General features: G+C 53.1%; 13 protein-coding genes, 1 tRNA gene and 2 pseudogenes. 2 read left to right on the forward strand and 14 right to left on the reverse strand.

Annotation, left to right across the window (positions count from 1 at the left end; all coding sequences use genetic code 11):
- Positions 1 to 45 precede the first annotated feature (45 nt).
- A complete protein-coding gene (locus tag ET810_RS04905) occupies positions 46 to 993 on the reverse strand; it encodes a DUF3662 and FHA domain-containing protein (protein WP_087453095.1) in 948 nt (315 codons plus the stop codon).
- A 355-nt stretch (positions 994 to 1,348) separates the two neighbouring features.
- On the opposite strand from ET810_RS04905, the gene ET810_RS04910 reads away from it, so the two are divergent.
- A tRNA-Leu gene (locus tag ET810_RS04910) sits at positions 1,349 to 1,432 on the forward strand.
- 234 nt (positions 1,433 to 1,666) lie between these two features.
- Here ET810_RS04910 and ET810_RS13300 read toward each other — a convergent pair.
- Positions 1,667 to 1,934 (reverse strand): annotated as a pseudogene (locus tag ET810_RS13300) (transposase); the annotation flags it as partial.
- Positions 1,935 to 2,297: 363 nt separating this feature from the next.
- Positions 2,298 to 2,717 (reverse strand): annotated as a pseudogene (locus tag ET810_RS13310) (IS110 family transposase); the annotation flags it as partial.
- 1,095 nt (positions 2,718 to 3,812) lie between these two features.
- Between ET810_RS13310 and ET810_RS04920 the strand changes: the two are divergent.
- Entirely contained in the window at positions 3,813 to 4,961 is a 1,149-nt protein-coding gene (locus ET810_RS04920; protein WP_087453097.1) for a reverse transcriptase domain-containing protein, read from the forward strand.
- Here ET810_RS04920 and ET810_RS04925 read toward each other — a convergent pair.
- From ET810_RS04925 to ET810_RS04970, 11 genes are all read right to left on the reverse strand, one after another.
- Positions 4,946 to 5,125, reverse strand: coding sequence for a hypothetical protein (locus ET810_RS04925; RefSeq protein WP_139897070.1), 180 nt, complete (start codon positions 5,123 to 5,125; stop codon positions 4,946 to 4,948). The two genes, ET810_RS04920 and ET810_RS04925, sit on opposite strands and share 16 nt — an antisense overlap.
- Positions 5,126 to 6,215: 1,090 nt before the next feature.
- A complete protein-coding gene (locus ET810_RS04930) occupies positions 6,216 to 6,923 on the reverse strand; it encodes a CPBP family intramembrane glutamic endopeptidase (protein WP_087453098.1) in 708 nt (235 codons plus the stop codon).
- Between the two features lie 27 nt (positions 6,924 to 6,950).
- The gene (locus ET810_RS04935; RefSeq protein WP_087453099.1) at positions 6,951 to 7,769 is read right to left on the reverse strand and encodes a sulfurtransferase; all 819 of its coding nucleotides are present in this window, start codon (positions 7,767 to 7,769) and stop codon (positions 6,951 to 6,953) included.
- Between the two features lie 91 nt (positions 7,770 to 7,860).
- Positions 7,861 to 8,391, reverse strand: a complete 531-nt coding sequence (locus tag ET810_RS04940; protein WP_087453100.1) for a DUF2812 domain-containing protein — start codon at positions 8,389 to 8,391, stop codon at positions 7,861 to 7,863.
- A complete protein-coding gene (locus ET810_RS04945) occupies positions 8,388 to 8,711 on the reverse strand; it encodes a PadR family transcriptional regulator (protein WP_087453101.1) in 324 nt (107 codons plus the stop codon). The genes ET810_RS04940 and ET810_RS04945 overlap by 4 nt, the downstream gene beginning before the upstream one ends.
- A gap of 226 nt (positions 8,712 to 8,937) precedes the next feature.
- Entirely contained in the window at positions 8,938 to 9,297 is a 360-nt protein-coding gene (locus tag ET810_RS12490; protein ID WP_225870208.1) for an ABC transporter substrate-binding protein, read from the reverse strand.
- Positions 9,298 to 9,344: 47 nt separating this feature from the next.
- Positions 9,345 to 9,650: a TroA family protein gene (locus ET810_RS12495; RefSeq protein ID WP_225870207.1), complete on the reverse strand. Its 306-nt coding sequence runs from the start codon at positions 9,648 to 9,650 to the stop codon at positions 9,345 to 9,347.
- Between the two features lie 9 nt (positions 9,651 to 9,659).
- On the reverse strand, positions 9,660 to 10,430 hold the full coding sequence (locus ET810_RS04955) for an ABC transporter ATP-binding protein (protein WP_087453102.1): 771 nt from the start codon (positions 10,428 to 10,430) through the stop codon (positions 9,660 to 9,662).
- Complete coding sequence (locus ET810_RS04960) at positions 10,427 to 11,551, reverse strand: FecCD family ABC transporter permease (protein ID WP_087453103.1); 1,125 nt, start codon at positions 11,549 to 11,551, stop codon at positions 10,427 to 10,429. The genes ET810_RS04955 and ET810_RS04960 overlap by 4 nt, the downstream gene beginning before the upstream one ends.
- Before the next feature lie 84 nt (positions 11,552 to 11,635).
- A complete protein-coding gene (locus ET810_RS04965) occupies positions 11,636 to 13,018 on the reverse strand; it encodes a magnesium transporter (protein WP_087453104.1) in 1,383 nt (460 codons plus the stop codon).
- A gap of 408 nt (positions 13,019 to 13,426) precedes the next feature.
- A complete protein-coding gene (locus tag ET810_RS04970) occupies positions 13,427 to 15,025 on the reverse strand; it encodes an alpha-amylase family glycosyl hydrolase (protein ID WP_087453105.1) in 1,599 nt (532 codons plus the stop codon).
- Between the last annotated feature and the right edge of the window lie 31 nt (positions 15,026 to 15,056).

The raw sequence follows: 15,056 nt of genomic DNA on the forward strand, positions 1-15,056 counted from the left end.
TGTGAGCAATGCGCCGGCCGCCGGAAACGACCGGAGTGGGGGAGGTTAATAGTACGTGGGATGAACAATACGGACTTCAATGTGGGAATGCCCTACGGTGATCACGTCGCCGTCTTCCAACAACCAATTGTCAATGGGAGTGTCGTTAACGGTCGTGCCGTTTGTGGACTTTAGATCCGTAAGGATGGCATCGTGCCCATTCCACGTAATCTCTGCGTGCTGACGGGAGACACCGGTATCAGGAAGACGGAAATCAGCATCGTTTCTGCGGCCAATAATGTTGGACCCCTCCTGGACTAAGTAGGTCCGAGAGGAACCATCCTGCAACAACAAGCTCACCGTTGGAGTAGTCGGTGCTGCCGGAGGAACTGGAACCTCCGTATGGATAGCCTCGGGGGCCTGCGCCGTAAGGTACTCGGTGCGGGGCTCCTGGGGGAACTGCGGCGACTGATAGTGCTGCACGACGTCCTCGCTTTCATCGTCCTGGGAAGAATAGGAATCCCACTGTGATTCCTCGGAGTCCGTATTGTCTGCATCCTCTATATCGTCTGCATCAACGGAATCGGGCGCGGCATAAGAATCAACTCCTTGGAAGCCGCTATAACCCGTGGGAGTTGGGTCAACACTTGAGGAAGCGCGTAACTGGCCTGTACGTAAACCTGACTCAACGGCAATGGTCACCACAACAGTGCCCACGCACGTCCAGCCTTGATTACGGGTGTAACGGCTCATCTGATCCGCGAAATCATCAGCCAGCGAAGGATAGCGCTGCGAAAGATTAGCCAGATCCTTGGGGCTTACACCAATGTGGAAAACATTGGGCGCCTCGACGTCACCCTCATATGTACGGACTAGATTGTCCTCGGCCTCCTGCTTGAGCAGCTCCTCGATCTCCGCAGGAACCACCTTGCCGCCAAAGACGAAGGCGAAGCCATTGTCCAAGCCGCGCTGCATAGCGCTATCCAGCCTGGCCACCTTGTCCATCAAAGACATTGAGTCATCGCCTCCTTAAAAATGCATAGTCCTTACGTACTTACTCGCTAACCGTGATTTCACCATCCACATTGCCTTAGCTCCAGGCCTAGGGCCTGGGGTGTAGTTGCCATACTGGCGACAGAAGAGATGACTTCTGAGCGTAGCCTTGGCATTTGCATGTGAAAAGCTGAGATCACGTGCCCACGGGCACACGATGCAACCAAGTATAGGGGGCAAAGGGGTGCTTACCCTAGCCGTGCACCAAGGAAATGTCCATGTGTAACGCGCAAAATATACTAAAGAAGTGCTTGTTTGCTACTGGCGGGTAATTTTGTGATACGTTTGACCGGTCGCAATTATTGCTTCACCACCTGCCCAGGTGGCGGAATTGGCAGACGCGCTGGCTTCAGGTGCCAGTGTTCGCAAGGACGTGGGGGTTCAAGTCCCCCCCTGGGCACAAAGAGCGGTTTTGAACCGCTGAGACCGGAGGTCGCACACTCTTTTGGGGTGTGGGGGCTCCGGTTTTTGGTTTTCCGGGGGAGGTGGCGTCGGATTGGATGGGCGGGGACTTGTGGGGGCGTCCCTATGTTTTTGTCAAGTGTGAGGCCAATGCTGACGAGTACAGACATGGGGTAGTTTTGGCATGCCTAGGAGCCGGCCAGCGAATGCTGGTCGACATGTTCTTATCGGATTAGGCGGCGGCTGTCCGTGGTGGGATTTCTCGGAAGAATTTTTTGTTTTTCAGCATTGCGTAGATGACGTTGCATCGGCGTCGTGCCAGGCAAATTACGGCTGCGGATAGCGGCGAAAGCGAAGTAGAACAAGGCGTTTTTTAGTCGTTTGTTTCCCGACCGTGCGGGGAATTCACCTCTGATCGACGAACCAGATCGTCTTGTGACTGGGGCAATTCCAGCGTAGGCAGCTAGGTTGCCAGCGCTGTCGAAGTCTTTAGCCATCACCGATCACGAGGAGGATCTGTGCTGCGGTCAAGACGGTCGACTCCGCGCATACTCTATCTACGACCTCGCAAAGAGGGAAATCATCAAGCATGTCCTCGACTTGTTCTGCGATGGTGTTTCGTTGTTCTTTGAAGGCCTTGATGTTTGCAGACAGTTGAGGAATTACTAACTCGGCGGCATGACTTCCAGGTACGGTGACTGTTTGTGCTTTCAGTGCTGCAAATATTTCGTCTACCAGTGAGGTTGGGTCTTTGCGCGTGTGCTTGATCATCCAATTCAGTACTCGTTGGTATCCGGTTCGTTTAAGCCTCTGCGGCCCCTTGTAGTGGATCAACAAGTCCAGGATGGGAGTGCGTCAGTGTGCTATCTGCAAAGACTCGTTCCAGGCTTGGGTAGATCTGGGTGAGGATGCTGCGCAGCCGGTTGACGGTTCGGGTGCAGTCGCGAGCGATGTCCTCGTCGAAGCCGGACAGCATCGTTAGTGCCGAGAGAACTTCGTTGTTTCGGTTTACCGCCCGTAACGTGTGCGGTATCGGCGATAATGAAAGCATCACGTTTGTCTGTTTTTGCATGTCCCGGATACAAGTCGGCTGCTTTGCGCATGGCCAGGCCTGGAAGATATCCGACTTCACATCCGCAATCACGGGCTCGGGCTACAGCGAGGGGAAGGGCACCGATTGTGTTGGGTTGGTCGACGACTACGAGTATGGTGCCATGCTCCTGAAGTTGGTGGAAAATGCCTGCTAGTTCGGATTCGAGTTGTGGCAACGGCTTGTCGAAAACTTTGTTGCCGTCACGGTCTAGGGCGCAGGTGTGGTGTTCAGATTTGCTGACGTCTAGGCCTTAAGAATATGTCGATGGAATGCTCCGGGACATGGTGAGCTCCTAGAAAACGAGATAGATATGTCGTTGTTCTAGTCGCTGGTGTCATGACATTCGTTGCGAGCACCCACGCCTGCAAAGAGACTTAGTTTTGAAAACTGGCCGTGTCCTTATCAGCTGTTATCGAACGTCCTGGCTCCTGGTGGCAACACCCCCTGGATCATTGAGACTACAGGGCAGATAAGCCATACCGGGACCAGTGAGTATCCCCATTATCGGGGATACTCACAAAGTAACGGGCAAAGGTAATTTCCGCCGACTTTTAGTAAGAATCATCTGATTTGAACTCTATACATGTCGACACTCTAGGAAAGAAGTTTGACATTGGAGTCTATACGCAGTTTCAAAAGTCATTCGAATATTCTGGAAGAAGGGGAAGTAATCCTAAATGTTGGTTTGATACAATCAAATCTAGGCATCAAGAGATGCTTAGACTTTGGCCAGTTTTGGAAAGAACTAAGCGGCTGATCACCGGTTTTTTCTTGAGTAAGTTTCCCACGGAAACTTACTTCTAGAGTAAAATCTAGAGGCATACTTTTATGGCCGGTCGAAGTTGAGTGGCATAGTGAGCATTTCGCTGTGCCACTTTCCCTTTGGAGGAAGAATGAATGCGATATGGTCAGACTTTGAATCTGTACTCAAGCGACGTACTACTGACTTAATTAGTGAGCATGAAGCATATCTGAAATGGGTGCATAATGAGAACCGACGTCGAAGTAAAAGGAGTAACGGCCCAGCTGGACTAGTCTCTGCTTTGAGGCCTAGCTCTTGGGATACAGATCCTGGTTTTAACCCTTATCATGTGCGATCCCGCCACAAGAGCATTGCGCATTCGGTAGTCAATGCGCTGAAATCAGGCACTTACAAACCTCGCACGCCGTGTGTATTCGAGGTTCCCAAAGAAAACGGCGATCAACGTTTAGTAAGCACGTTCTAAATTGCTGATGAAATCGTATCGCTTAGAACGTATCGTTCGTTGATGAATAAAAACTTCCTGTGTTGAGTTCTCGAGCTTACGCTTATCGGTACGACCGTGGCCCACATGATGCAATTTCGTTCATCAATAGTGAGTTCTCGTGTAGAAAAAGACTATTTATCGCTGAATACGACCTTCGTGGATTCTTCGATAACATTCGACATGAGTATTTCATGACATTAGTCGAGAGCTCGATGTTCAAAATTACAAATCTGGAAGCTCAGATAATGAAGAGTTTCCTAGATTCGCCAGTATTGGTACCTGATCACAATGGAGGTTTTGCCCCTAAGCCGCGGAAGGTAGGTATACCGCAAGGAACATCGTTGAGCTTATTTTTAGCTAATATGGCAGCGCATGAACTTGATCGTGAGCTGGAGCGGCTCGGGGTATGCTTTGTACGCTTTGCTGATGACACCTTGATCTGGAGTCCGAGTTACGAGCAAATCTGCCGAGCGGTAGAGTCGCTTCACGATTGTGTTGACCGTATGGGGGTTGAAATTAATGAGATTAAGAGCCCCGGAATTCGCCTCCTCGTTCCTGAGGCTTCCGGTGGCGCAGAAATAGCTTCTACTTCCAGTGTAGACTTCCTAGGGCACACTTTAGGATTGAAAAAGGTTAGAATCAAAGAATCATCGATCCGAAAGATCAAGTCACGGATTGAGCACTTGATTTATACCAATTTGTTGTTAGAGCCGCTTCGTCAGAAACAGGACAAAGGTCGACTTTCTTATCCAGATGTAGATAAAGACTATGTTACGCTTATTTTTCAAATAAGACGTTATCTTTACGGCTCATTAAGCGAAGAAGATCTACGGAGGTACAGGCGGGGAGCTGTTTCCCGATTAAAATTCGACGGAGTGATGTCGTACTTTCCTCTAGTCGATGATAAAACTCAGTTGAATGCTCTCGATGGGTGGATAGTAAACGTTATCTGGCTTGCTTTGAAGAAGCGATCTAAATTGCTAAGTGCCGAAGGAATGGCCCTCCCAAAACCTCATGGTTTGTCGAGATCCGATCTTATCGAATTTAAGAGTCGGGACGCGTCGAGATATGAATTAGATTTGTGTATACCGAGTTTTCGACGCATATCGGAGGTTATCAGAGATGCTGTTGATACCCACGGTTTGAACGTGATTACTGACAAGAAGACATTTTATACGTATGCATGACGAATGGTGTTTTCCTCTTGTTTTATTCCAACGTCGAGGTCCTCATAGTGGATGTCACCACGCAGAAGGCCGAGTCCTAGGTTTGATCGTGGTTGGTGGTAATAACTAATACTGGAAGGATTCTGCTTATAGCTGAATCCCTGGTGGAAACGGTAACCTCGCATAATCATTGGTTATATAACACAGAATGTTCATAAAAGGGCTTCTCACCGGTGGTTTCAGAGAAATAGGGAGGACAACCGTAAAGTGCCTTGTCAATGATGGTTTCATGGTGGCATTGACCTGGAAGGATAATGGAGTGCTGCCAAGCTGTGCATGAAGGGCTCGTTGAAACAGTATATGCTGACATCAGCACAGTGGGAGGTGCTTTTTGCAGCGCCTGCTCAATTAAAATGCTCTGGGCCATACAATATGCTTGTGAATAACGCTCCTAGTGGGATCCAATCAGATGATCATTGATATTCCTGTAGAAGCTTCGAAGTACCTCAGAAGATGCTTCCTTTTGTCACGTTCGAAGTCAGACAAATGAGAAGGGTAGGTTAGTAGCGGTTGCGAACTCTTTGAACGTTTGCTTTTTGTGAGATGCTCATGGGGTAGAGAATTACCAATGCATGCTCGAAATAGGTCTGATGTGTAAGTAATGGTGAAGATGCATGGTGCATGAAGTTGAGTTTAGTTACCGACTGCTATTGGTGCTGGGGTATAAGTTAGCCGGAAGTCCTGAATTAAAAACTAGCTGTGAAGACTAACAATATCGAGTGCGAGTTCATGAATTTTCCAACGTGGGGTTGTGAGATGGATTTCGGTGTGATCATCAGGCTGGAGGAGTTACTATACCGATTTTATCGGGGACACCGAATTGTCACTTGACATTATTCATTGTGAGATTCGATATTTGAATCAAGCTGTTGCCAAGGATATGTTTTGTCAGGTAGGCGTGATGATAGTGGGGATTCGTGAAGACGTCGATGTCGCGTGTTTACAGAGAATTTTGTAATGAAACAGTTGCTAGCCCAGTGATAGGGGAAATTTAACAGCTCTAGACGAAGTAATCTGGTGGGCTGTTTTCTGTAGAGGGTACGTGAGAAAACTACTACTGTGAAGTTTCTAGAGCTGTATGTTTGTCTGGGTAGCAAGGTCTATGATCAACAAGAACGTTATGAGTTCGTTTATTGTATTTTGTTAATGTAAACGATGATTTGCGTGGGATTTTCTATAACTGTTGTTGAAACTGATGACAGTATCGTTTCTGGTTCACACGCTTAGCGCAATGATCGTCACCAGGGCGTTGTTGGCTGCATGGACGATAAACAGTGCCCACATCGTAGAAAACCACAGTCTGGCGAGCACCAGCGAGATCCCTAAGAAGAGTACGTACACCATGATCGCTGGTGAGATGTGGATCAGAGTGAATGCCAGCACTACGAGAAGCGAGGCAAGCTGTATCGGAATTTTAGTGGCTAACCAGTCGAGGAGGACGCGTCGGAAGATCACTTCTTCAAAGAAGGGGACAATGAGAACGGTTCCTGCGAGTAAGACGATGGCCGCAATGGGGCCAAGGTGGAATCCCGTTGCGGTGCCGCCAGCTTCTTTGGGGGATAGCCCTAGTGATGTTCCGATGATTGCTGCGTTGATGCCTCCGATCATGACGGTCAAGGGGAACCACCATATAAGGTGCCAGAGCGATCTGGTTGGAGGTATAAATCCGAGTTCTCGTCGTCCCCAGTTGCATCGTCGAATGAAGCCTAGGTAGAAGATCGCAATCCCTAGCAACAATGCTCCGAGCATGCCGCCGACAGCGATAAAGTCAGCTACCGGCGCCTGGATGCGCTTAGCCGCAAAACCGGCGGAAAATCCTCCGGCTGCGGCACCTGTCATGATGCCGATCAGCAGGGCCATTGCCCATAACGCATGCACTGTGTGGGGAGCTGGCGAGATTCCTGCGTATCGGGTTTGGCTCATGTGAGTTTCCCTTCCGTTCCTAAGGCTTTACGTTGTTACGGGCAGGTCGCCGGGGCGTCCCCATTCGCTCCATGAGCCGTCGTATACTGCGAGTTCCTCGTATCCGGCGAGCGTGGCGGCGAGGATGATGACGCAAGCGGTGACGCCTGATCCGCAGGACGCGATGATTCTTTGTTTGTTGCCCAAGGCTTCGGAGAAGATCTCGCGGAGCTGCTGTGGAGGAAGCATCAGGTTGTTGCTTTGGACAGTCGTAAAAGGGATGTTGATGGCGCCGGGCATGTGTCCGGGGCGGAGCCCTTTGCGAGGTTCGGGTGCAAGACCGAGGAATCGTTCGTGGGAGCGCGCGTCGATGACGGCGGTGGGGGCGTCGTCAAGCAAGGAAAGCACGTGTTGTGCCGTGACAAAGTAGTCGGGCTGAAAGCGCGTGGTCACTGTTCCGGGTTCGGCCGGGGCACTGGGGCGCGCCACTGTGGGGAATCCGTGCGCTTGCCAGGCGGGGAGTCCGCCGTCGAGTACTGCGACATTGGGCAGGCCCATGGACTTCAGCATCCACCAGCCGCGGGGTGCGGAATAGATGCCTTGGTTGTCGTAGATGATGACGATGGAATCATCGTTGATCCCCAGCGCCCGCAGCTGCCGTTCGCACTCCGATTCTGAAATCATGGTGTGCGGCACATCGCTGTTGGGGTCGGAAAACGCGCCGTCGATGTCCATAATTTTGGCCCCGGGGATGTACTCGGAGTGGGGGACGGGAGTTGGGGCGAGGCTGATGCTGGCATCGAGGATCACTACATCTGTGCGTCCTAAATGCTGGTTGAGCCATTCTGCGGTGACAAGGGGGTACATGTGTTCTCCTGCCGGGGGTGCCGTTCGCTTGCATGACACTGACCAAGATACGCCTCGCTCGGCTTGCCCATGCTTGTCGACGCCGCCCGCCTCAAGCAAACGATTGCGGTGTGGGGAGCCTGAATCGGTGCCAGCAGAAACCTAGAAGCGGCATCACGGTGTACACCACAGGGACGAGCGTTACCGCCATCATCAGGAGAGCGGCCCAGGAGGGTAGCTGCACGTGCGTGATGAGGAAAACGGCGGCAATAAAGACTGCCAGGGTTAGTGCGCTGTAGCGGGAGAAGATCTTTATTTGGCGGGTGAGTTTCTCACGCTTGGATTCGAGGCTGGTGTGGGCCGGGGTGGTGCCAGGTGGCGCTTTGAAGATATGAATGTCACTTGCGCTTAGGACGTGCGTCCAGCCGGCTGCGGTGAAAATATCGTAGAAGTCTTTGTGAGGATTGCGCTCGTAGACGAGGTCAAAAGTGGCATGCTCGGGTTCTCCGTCGGTGAAGGTCCATCCGTGCCCAGCAAGCCCAACTCCGGCGAGGTGCTTTCCTTTCGCCGCCATGCGGGAGAACATTTCCAGATCTTTGTTGGGGGAGAAGGCGAGTCCGCTTCCTAGTCGGGTGGTGTTCATGATGTCTCCAAAATTGAGTCGGCCATAGCGATGAGCTGGCGGCGGCGTTCGAGATTGGCGGTGAGAACCTCGTGTCCGTGGGTGGTGATGTGGTAGATGCGGCGGTTCTCGTCGGCGTCTACTTCAGTGATAAGGCTGGCTGCGGTGAGTTTTTTCAGGGTGGTGTACAGCGAGGCAGGGCCGATGTCGATGTGGCCGTGGCTTGCATCGTGAAGAAACTGCATTACCGCGTAGCCGTGGCGGGGTTTTGTGAGGGCTAAGAGGATGTGGACGGCGGCGTCGCTGAGGTTGCCGTTATTAAACCCGGAGCTGCGGGCCACAATGCCCTCCTTTCATCGCATCGAATATATCGTTAAATAATATATATAATTAAATGATAGTGCTGTCCATGGGAAAACTCCCCCGAGGAGTTCGAGGGAGCTGACGTGCCCCCCGGAAAATTGTCGTTTTTGAGAACGGTAGAAAACGCGTCCTGGGGTTTTAGAGACCCGATAGACGCTAGCGTTCTCAAAAACGACACAGTAGGGGGCTATTGCGCGTGATGGACTATTTAAACGCGCCGGGGTAGAGCTGGCTGGCGATGTGCTTCACAGCTTTAACGTTTCCTTGTGTTCCGGGGAACATATCGGACGTGGATACTGAGATGATGCGGTTTTCGCGGACTGCCGGCATGTCCGGGAACGTCTTGGTCAGGTAGTCGCGCGTGGATTTTTCATGGTCTGCGTCATAAGCCGCAAAGACAATGGCCTCGGGGTTCTCGGCTGCAAGTGCCTCGGGGGTTAACGTTGAGGCGAAGAAATCGGAGAAGTTCTTCTGGTCTGGGGTGAAGACGTTGTCTGCTCCGGCGCGCTTGAGGATGTCATATTCAATGCCAGCGCCGATGGCTTGGAGAGTGTCGCCTTCCATGTAGATCTGCGCGACGCGTAGTTTCTTTTGGTCTTTCAGCGCCTTTTCTACGCCTTCGAGCTCGGTTTTGCCTTATCCACGACATCATCAGGCAAGGCCTGCGCTTTCGCCTGAGCTTGTCCAACGATCTTTTCCGTCAGTCCTAGGCGGATCAGCAGTTCTGTCTGCGCTGGATGCATACCCACGAGGGCCTCGGGTGCTTTATCAAAGCTCAGTTCCCGACCGCAGTTGGATATGGTCACGGCTTTGGCTGCTGAGCTGGTGGGCGTTTCTGGTGCGGTCACGGAAGAACCACAAGCCGTGAGCAGCAGTGCTGTGGAAGTTACAACGATGAGGGAGTGAGAGATACGCATTAAATATCCTTAAAGGCTGGAAGAAAGGGGAGTAAACGCGAGAACGGGATCTACTGGCCCTGGGAGTAGGTGGGCGTTGATGGCAAAGGTCTCGCGGATGAGTTCTGGTGTGAGAACGTGTGAAGGGGTGCCCATGGCCACCACTGATCCCTGTTTGAGGAGGAGCACCTGGTCGCAATAGTGCATTGCAAGATTCAGGTCGTGCAGTGCTGCGATGACTGTGCCACCGCGAGAAGCCACGGTGGACATGAGCTCATGTTGGTGGCTGATGTCGAGGTGGTTGCTGGGTTCGTCGAGAAGCAAAGCTGGGGTGCGCTGGGCAAGCGCGCGGGCGAGGAGCACCCGTTGCCGCTGGCCGCCGGATAGCGTAGAGACCATGCGGTCCGCGAGCTCTACGACGTCGGTGGCGTGCATCGCCTCCTCCACGATGCGGACGTCCTCACCGGTGTCTCGGCCCAGGATCGAATGATGCGGGGCGCGCCCCAACATCACTGTCTCCTCAACGGTTAAATCGAAATCGGTGGGAGAATCCTGCAGCATGACCGCCACGCGCCGGGCAACCTCGCGCTGGGCAAGCGCGCGAACATCCTCACCTCCTAGTCGTACGGTTCCTGACGCGGGGTTAAGGCCGCGGTACACGGTGCGAAGAAGCGTGGATTTGCCTGAACCGTTTGGCCCCACCAGCCCGAGGATCTGACCAGATTCCACTGAAGCGCTGACTTGATCAACGACAGTCCGGCCGGATAATTCCACGCTCACGCAATCAAATTCGATGTTCATCGGCCATACCCCGCTTTCTCCGCGCCGCCCTGGCGCATAAGCCACAGGAAGAAGGGCGCACCAACAAAAGCGGTGAGGATGCTCAGCGGAACCTCCGTGGGGTGCGCGATTGTACGAGATAGTAGATCTGCTGCCATAAGAAAAGCCATGCCACCCAGTACCGTTACCGGAATCATTCGGCGGTGATCTGCGCCCACCGCGATGCGCGCGATATGGGGGACAACAAGGCCCACAAATCCGATGCCGCCGGCAATAGCCACCACCGTCCCCGTGAGGACCGATGCTATGACCAAAAGAAGTGCGCGAAGTTTCGTCGCATTCACTCCTAAGGACATGGCAGATTCGTCGCCGGTCATAAGTACATTGAGATGCCTTGCCAGCACGTATGTCACCACGAGTGAAACAAGAAGCGCGACCAACGGTGCCACCACGCTGCTTAACGACGCCGCCGACACCGACCCCAACAGGAAGAACATCACGCTCACCACATTCTGTGCGCTGGTGGAAATGGTGAGATAGCTTGTTATGGCACTCAATAGTGTGCCTAGAGCGACGCCCGCCAGAATCATGCGCGTAGGAGAAAGCGAGCCATCTTTCCTTGCCAGGAGCGAGACTGCGATGCATGCACATAGCGCGCCCAGGAATGCGGCGATGTGCAAGGGGAGGCCGCCAAGCGCTGCTGAACCAAAAACGATCACCAGCACGGCCCCCACGCTTGCACCGGAAGAGACTCCGAGGATATAAGGTTCTGCAAGGGGATTGCGCACGGTAACCTGCATCAATGCCCCTGCTAGCGCTAGGCCGGCACCCGCAACCCCTGCCAGCAAGGTGCGGGGCAAACGGAATTGCCACACAGCCTGATCTTGCAGGGTGCTAAGGCTGCCATCGCTCATCCATGGCATGTTGGGAACGAGGTGTCCTGTCACTATTTGTGCAGCCTCTAAAAAGCTGACCTCAACGGTCCCGGTTGTTCCGGAAATGATGAGGAGAATGAGGATTGCGCACGTCAGGGCAGCGCAGAGGGCTCGTGTCTTGGCTGCTTGACGTTGGCGGGTGGTTCGTTGGTTACTGGTACCCGCCGGTCTGTTGTTGAGGTGTTTCATCGCATCTTGGTGGGGCACCTGGACAATATTAAACAGAAATGAATGTCATTTCTAATACTTTTTGGTGTGTCGTGCTGGTAATCGCGCTGATGATTAGGGGGGTTAGCCTCCCAGAATGACGAGTCGGGCGACGGTGAAATAGATGACGAGTCCTGTGCCGTCGACGATTGTGGAAATCATGGGACCGGATACCACGGCGGGGTCTGCGCCAAGCTTCTTAAGTATGAGCGGAAGAATGGATGCGATCAGCGATGACCACAAGCAAATACACACCAAAGCAATGGCGACCGTGAGGATGACCGGTTGGATTACGCCCAGACTCCAAGCGCGAAGCGCCCCTAATAGGCCCATGGCTAGTCCTAGCAGCAGGCCTGTTCCCAATTCTTTAGTCAGCACTCGGCCGATGTCGTGGAGTCGTATATTCTCGGTGCTCATTGCTCGAATGAGAGTGGTGGTGATTTGGGTACCGATGTTCCCGCCGGTGCCAATCAGTAGGGGAATGAAAAACGCCAGAGCGACCACTGCTTCTAACTCATCTTGGAAATAACGCAAGACGGTTCCCGTATACATCTCGGCCAGGAACAATAGCGCCAGCCAGACTATCCGGACCCGCCAAAGCTCTTTTACTGAAGCCTGCCGGTAGGAGACGTCGAGAGGCGAAGCACCGCCTTGGAGAGCATTGTCCTCCCGCAATTCTGACTCGCGAATACGCGTGATGGAGTGTCGGGTGATCACCCCAAGGACATGGTCGGCATCTAGAACGGGGACTGAACCAGTGGGGGAGCGCCGGGCCACTTCTGCCGCCTGTTCCTGGTCGCTGAGAGGACCGGTTGACCAGGTTCTTAGCGTGGCGGCATCGACCATGACATCCTCAACTAGCGTCCCGTCCAGAGACGTGATGAGCGTTGCCGGAGCAAGCCATCCCACCACGTGCGTGTCGGAATCCACGATAAAGATGCCTTCATCTAATGCTGCAGGGGCTTGTCGACATGCCTCCGCAGCTGCCCCGACATCTGAGTGCACGGGAATTTTGATTGCTTCCGGGCGTATCCAGGCACCCGCACATTCCGTGGGCCAGGCAAGCACTTGCGAGAGTACCGCCGAGGTGGACACGGGCAAGGCTGATAGGAGGTCGTCGACAAGCTCTTCGGAACTAATGCCTAGCTGCCGTAGCGTTTGTGCGGCGACATCGGTATCAAGCGTAACGACGAGCTCCGCGCACTCCCGTGGCGATAAAGCTTGCAGGATGCGGGCGGTTGCCTCGGGGCCAAGTGCCGTGAGTAAGACTCGGGCATTCTCTGGGGTTAGGGCTGTGGCCAGCAGGTATAGGTCGTCCGTGGAAAGTCCTGCGATAAGTGTGGTCACCGTGCTGTGCGGCATGGCTGCGAACCACTGTGCGGCAGCTTCCGGTGTGTGTGAATGCAGAATGTCCACCATTGAGGCATCTGCTGGTGGTGTAGTTGGTGAAAGATTGCCCTGATGCATCGTGATCTCCCTCGTGCGGGTAGAGCAGATTCATCGATGGCGTAAAGCGCGGGTTTATTCCTGCGTGCAAGGCGAATCGATGGACGTATGGGGCTGTCCAGGTATTATCTGTTGCGCAGGAAGAGGACTCGCACTGGTGTCCATCGATGTCACCTCCTCGGGTAGCTGATGACTTAGATTAAGATCTTTAAAGACCTTTTAATAAAAATAAATATTTCTCAGCCGGTCAATGTTCGATGCATTACATTCACAGGTTGTTGTGAAGTTATATTGCCAAGGCTAAGCCTTGTTGCCGCGTTGCCTCGTGTGGTTGGCCCTCGCGCCAGGAAAGGCACGAGGACTGAGGCCATGAGCAGCCGGCTTGCAACCATGCCCCGCACTGCCCATGCCCTGCACCGCGTATATTTTTTAAGCCAATTCCACCACTGCTCCCGATGAAGGCCCTAAGTGTACGGTGTTACCCTCCACTCGGGCGTCGCCGGAACTCACGATGATGGTCGCCGGGGATTCCAGAGTGATGCTATCTGCGGTGTCGCCGGCGTTAAGTGCTACTGCACAGCGATTTCCGCCTGAGGATTCTCTGCGATACGCGAGGATCCGAGAGTTATCATGTGCCCACAGGAAGGAGAAGTCGCTGTCTGCGTGCAGCTTTGGGTGTTGCGATCGCAGCCCGATGAGCTTTTGTACGAAGGGGCGTAACGCCGCGGGGTCCAGCATTTGCGAGGCTACATCCGGTGCATCAGGGGCTGTGTCTTGTGGAAGATACAGCTCCTCTGTTTGCGCGCTAGAGAACCCGTAGTTTTTCTTTGTCGCATCCCACTGCATCGGTGTGCGTGTACCAGTACGTTGGTATCCGCCCTCTTTGGTTGGAATATCGAGGTAGCGCATGCCAATTTCATCGCCGTAGTAGATGAAGGGGACGCCGGGCATGGTCAGCAGAAATATGAAGAAAAGGCGACGCTCGGCATCATTGAGTCGAGGCGCAAGACGTGGGGTGTCATGGTTACAAGAGATCAGGCTGAAGTATCCAAGATCGCGGATCTGCTCATATTGTGGCCAGTATTGGTCGATGAACTCCTGCGGCGAGGTTCCAGACGACTGCTTGAAAAAGCTGAGGTCTTCGCTGTGCCCTAGCGGATCGTCTGTGTTGCGGGCCAAGACGTTGTAGCCGTTGTTGCGCCAATCTAGGTAAAAGTCCATGTCAAAGCCGGCCTTAAGTGCCTGAATAGGCTTACCCCATTCTGAAACAAATGCCGCCTCTGGGTAGTCATTGCGGAATCTCGCAAAGATTTTCTGCCACACCTTGATGGTTTCTTGTTTATCTTCACCATCAAATTTGACCAAGGAATCGGCCATGTCTACTCGGAAACCGTCCGCGCCTTTGTCCAACCAGTAGCGCATGATGTTGGCCATCTCTTCTTGGTTAGCTACCGGACCAGGTGCATCAACGCTTTGCTGCCAGGGGCGTGTTTTCTTGTTAAAACCGTAGTTGAGTGCCGGTTGGCTCTTGAAAAAGTTGAGGATATAGGTGCCATTGCGGGGTGCCTCGCCTCCGATAAAAGGGAGGCCGTCGCCGTTATCAAAGGCGTGAGATGTCCAGATGTAGCGATCCGAATACTGGTTGGGTTCTGCTTTACAGGAATACTGGAACCAGTCGTTCTGCTCACTGGTGTGGCCGGGGACAAGGTCGAGTAGAACCTTAATCCCTCTGTTGTGGGCTTCCGTGAACAGCTTTTCTAGGTCAGCATTGGTGCCATAGCGAGGCGCGACTGTGTAGTAATCGCGGACGTCGTATCCTGCGTCTTTAAAGGGGGAATCGAAGCAAGGGTTGATCCATAACGCGTTTGCGCCAAGGTCAGCTATGTAATCAAGCTTGTCGACGATCCCCTGCACGTCGCCGATTCCATCACCGTTAGAGTCGTAGAAAGTTTGCGGATAGATCTCATAAAAGATCGCCGTTTCAAGCCATGCGGGAGGAACGGGGAGTCCGTTTCGAGGGTTAAACATGCTTCTCCATTCTACCGACGGTTGTGCTTAT

The organism is Corynebacterium silvaticum, assembly GCF_004382825.2.
Classification (GTDB): domain Bacteria; phylum Actinomycetota; class Actinomycetes; order Mycobacteriales; family Mycobacteriaceae; genus Corynebacterium; species Corynebacterium silvaticum.